Raw genomic sequence first — 3534 nt, forward strand, 5'->3', positions numbered from 1 at the left:
ACTTCTGTCAACTAACTCATTGCTGCCAGAAAAGCGCGCTGTTCACCGTACACTGGGCTATGATGGCCAGCTCGACCTTCATATCTGCCGATATATTCTGTGACTTAATAAGTTCATGTAGCTGAGCGGCATAATTGTGGATTCCCCATTCGGACATTCCCGCACACTTCACTGCAATGTCGGCCGTAAAATTCACAAAGATATCAAGATCAGCCTGTGATGCTCCTGATTCCACTAAATAATCGTAATATCTCACGATCACTTCCTCGTCTGAACAACCATCCTCATAACATTCCAGTCCGATAGTTCCGGCATAATAAACAATATCCTTGAGATAATCCTTACGACCAAGATCCATGTCGTCAGCCTTCATCCAGCCCAATATCCGGTCAAAAAGACTATCGTAATTAAACAGTCCGCCGATATAGAAGTCACTTATAGTATTTTGAATCTCATACATTGCATAGTTATGCTGATAACCAACGTGGTCAACGTCATTTGTTGCCTCAAACACTTCCTCCACATCATCGTTATCCAATATAGGACTACGACGTGGCGCAGGGCGGGGTACTAAAGGTGTACCCGGAATCACCAATCCCCCACCAATAACAAATTCTGACGGTTTGATTGATTCATCATAAACAAACGTCACCTGTAAACTTGAACCGGACTCGTTAACAGCGTCTTTTATAAAAATATCGACGAGGGCTGATGCAATGACACGACCTGCCTTTTCATGACCTACCTTTTTACCGATAGCAGCTCCAGCCTGATCCGCAAGAGTCTTGATTATACCACCAAACCAACCTCTGCTGACATTATTGGGCATGGTAGCGTTTAGGCTGTCGAGGGCGGCAAAGACAGCCGCAAGTTCCGCCTGATCGTATGGAACTGCGTCATCTGTTGTGATGATATTATCCGAGGGACGCATATCGGCCATTGCGGGAGAATCCGATTCCGAACAGGATGCCATGATCAAAAGCATGGCCACCATAAAGATAGAAAAATACTTTTTCATTGTTTGAATGTTTTAAACGATTAAAAAATTGATTGAATTAAATTGAATCTGATTGTATTATACATGGTTCATTATGATATTGTCCATTATGAATTATGCATTGCCTACCGTGAAATATGCATTATTGTATTATCTCACAATAGTAGCTTCCTGTGTCAGTCGTTATTTCGACCTTTATAGGCTCGGTGATCTCACCTATATAATAGACAAACTGACTGCTTGCCTGAAAATTTACCGAACACAGTTCGCAACCATCCGACACACACGATAGTACCATAGATGCCATCCCCTCCCCTTTCTCAAAATTAATAATGAGATAAGAACCGTCATACTCACACGTAATGCCGTCTTGGGAAGCGGGAAGTTCGGGACGTGTCTGGTTATCTTTGTCAGATTTCGTAGTTGGTATTTCTTCAGTTATATATGAAATATTAGAGAGAGCTCTCAATTTTACTGGAACCGAAATTAGCGAAATAATAAGAATTGTTTTGATTTGTTTTTTCATTTTAATTTCATTGTTTTAAGTTCATTTTGATGATGCAAAGTTAGGGTTCGCCTGAACATTTTGACGATTTTTTAAAGCTTAGAATTTTAATCTCCACAACAGCTAACCAACTATTAATAAGCAGTTTAGGCATGGATTAAAATTTAAGATTTTAATCCATGCCTAAACTGCTTATTTCCAATATTTTTGCCTATCTTATGGCAAAAGATCTGATATTTTGGGCTTTATGAGCATTTCTACAATTCGATCCCGATTTTGTACCTCTGAAGCCTCGACAATCTTTATCAACTGCCTCTTTCGTTTGTATGTCGAATTAGGATGCATCCCTAAGAAAAGGCCGATAGCGCGGGCATTGAATCCGGCAAGCACGAGGGCTATGAATGTAATATCTTTCTCACGCATGGTCGGAATCCCCTCACGGATGTTAGTGATGACCCCGCCCATACATTCATCGACTATATTTTCTATACCTTCAAGAGTTTTCGGAAGCTTGAACTTATCTATCTCCTGCTTTATATTTTTATAGAATGCAAGATAGTTGTCACGGTTTTCCTCCTGTTCGGCATACTCACTTATAATATTATTGAGTTGTGAGAATCGACCTTGCAATAGAGAGCCGACCATCGAATTGAGCTTGTCATTTTTGTCCTGATTACTTGCGACGTTTGCCGATAGCTCCTCGATCTCCGAGTTCTGTCTGCTGACAACGGAGGACAGTTGTGCCATATCGGCATCATGCTCAGTAAGTTTCTGATTGAGAGATTCCTTCTCGGTATATGTCTGCTGTAGCGTCCGCGAGAGCAGCATGATCTCCGTCATTTTCTTACTGATATCCGCATTCTTTTTATTAATACGGTTGCGATAAAGCAGGACACCTATAAGTATCAGTGCAATCGCCAAAGCAATGCATACCACCAAGAGTTGTCTGTTTCGCTCTGCAATTTTCTCTATGCGGGTCATTTCCTCCGAATAGTAATCTCGGTGTGCATACATGACTGTTTGCTCTGAGACCATTCCAAAGGCTTCTCCGTATAATTTCAAAGACATTTCTGTAGCTGCAAGTGTACCTTCAACATCTCCTAACATCTCATTGTAATCTTTTAGAGCATCATAATAGAATAGAGAATCTCTCATATCTTCCAGTTTGGGCAAAGTATATTCAAGCATTGCTCTTGCCTCACTGATTTTTCCTAACTTTAGTTTAACTTTTGCTATGCACGCACACTCAGAAGACATATTGGTTAAAAATTTCTCATACTTTAATATTGTATCTCCTATCTGCTCTGCCTTATCATATTCCTTTATAGAAATGAGCATTGATTGTGCCGTACTAGCTGAAGTTGCTAAAATTGAATTACGCTGAGTCGTAGATAGCATTTCAGTATTATCTAATAATACTGAAATGCTATCTAACACCTCTTTGCATTTCCCAAAATTTTTAATATTATTATATCTCAATCCTTGGTCAGATAATATGTAAATATAGAAATTAGTACGGCCTAATTTCCGATACAAATCCGCAGCTTCTTCTCCGTATCTTATACTCTCGTTGAGATGATAAAATGTACTAAACATGCGTGCAATTAGTTCGGCACATCGAGCCTGCCAGAAATCCTCTTTCATATACTGGGCTATGGCGCGGCCGTGCATGGCCGCACTCATTGCATCCGAATACTCTCCGTTATCCCTGAGAATGCGTGCCTGATAGTAAAGTGATTTCATCAGGCGGGAACGGTCATCCTTCTTTTCAAAATATTTTACCGCCGACGTGATAAGCGAGTCATTATCGACCGGCACGTAGGTTTTGAACCGACTCTGCGTTAGCAGCAGGGCATGGAGGGCCGACTGACGTTCGGAAGCACCGGACAGCATAGCGGGCGTGATACTATCCGTCAGGATCGAATAGGCCGAATCGGGCGACGGTTCCATCAGTTCCTCCGCACGCTCAAGGTAGCCGTCAAGTTCACGGCCACCGCTGCTGCATCCCGTCGTGAGATTGAACATTGATACA

The 3534-nt window shown here is 41.5% G+C and carries 3 protein-coding genes; all 3 read right to left on the reverse strand.

The window, feature by feature from the left end; all coding sequences use genetic code 11:
* Positions 1 to 16: 16 nt before the first annotated feature.
* The gene (locus K2G41_RS05745; RefSeq protein ID WP_300116308.1) at positions 17 to 1018 is read right to left on the reverse strand and encodes a hypothetical protein; all 1002 of its coding nucleotides are present in this window, start codon (positions 1016 to 1018) and stop codon (positions 17 to 19) included.
* A 121-nt stretch (positions 1019 to 1139) separates the two neighbouring features.
* Positions 1140 to 1466 (reverse strand): hypothetical protein, encoded by a 327-nt coding sequence (locus tag K2G41_RS05750; RefSeq protein WP_300116311.1) that lies wholly within the window; start codon positions 1464 to 1466, stop codon positions 1140 to 1142.
* Between the two features lie 252 nt (positions 1467 to 1718).
* Positions 1719 to 3534: hypothetical protein (locus tag K2G41_RS05755; protein WP_300116313.1), on the reverse strand; the 1816-nt coding region annotated here is incomplete at its 5' end.

Origin of the sequence: Duncaniella sp., assembly GCF_029056165.1 — a bacterium.
Taxonomy (GTDB): Bacteria; Bacteroidota; Bacteroidia; order Bacteroidales; family Muribaculaceae; genus Duncaniella.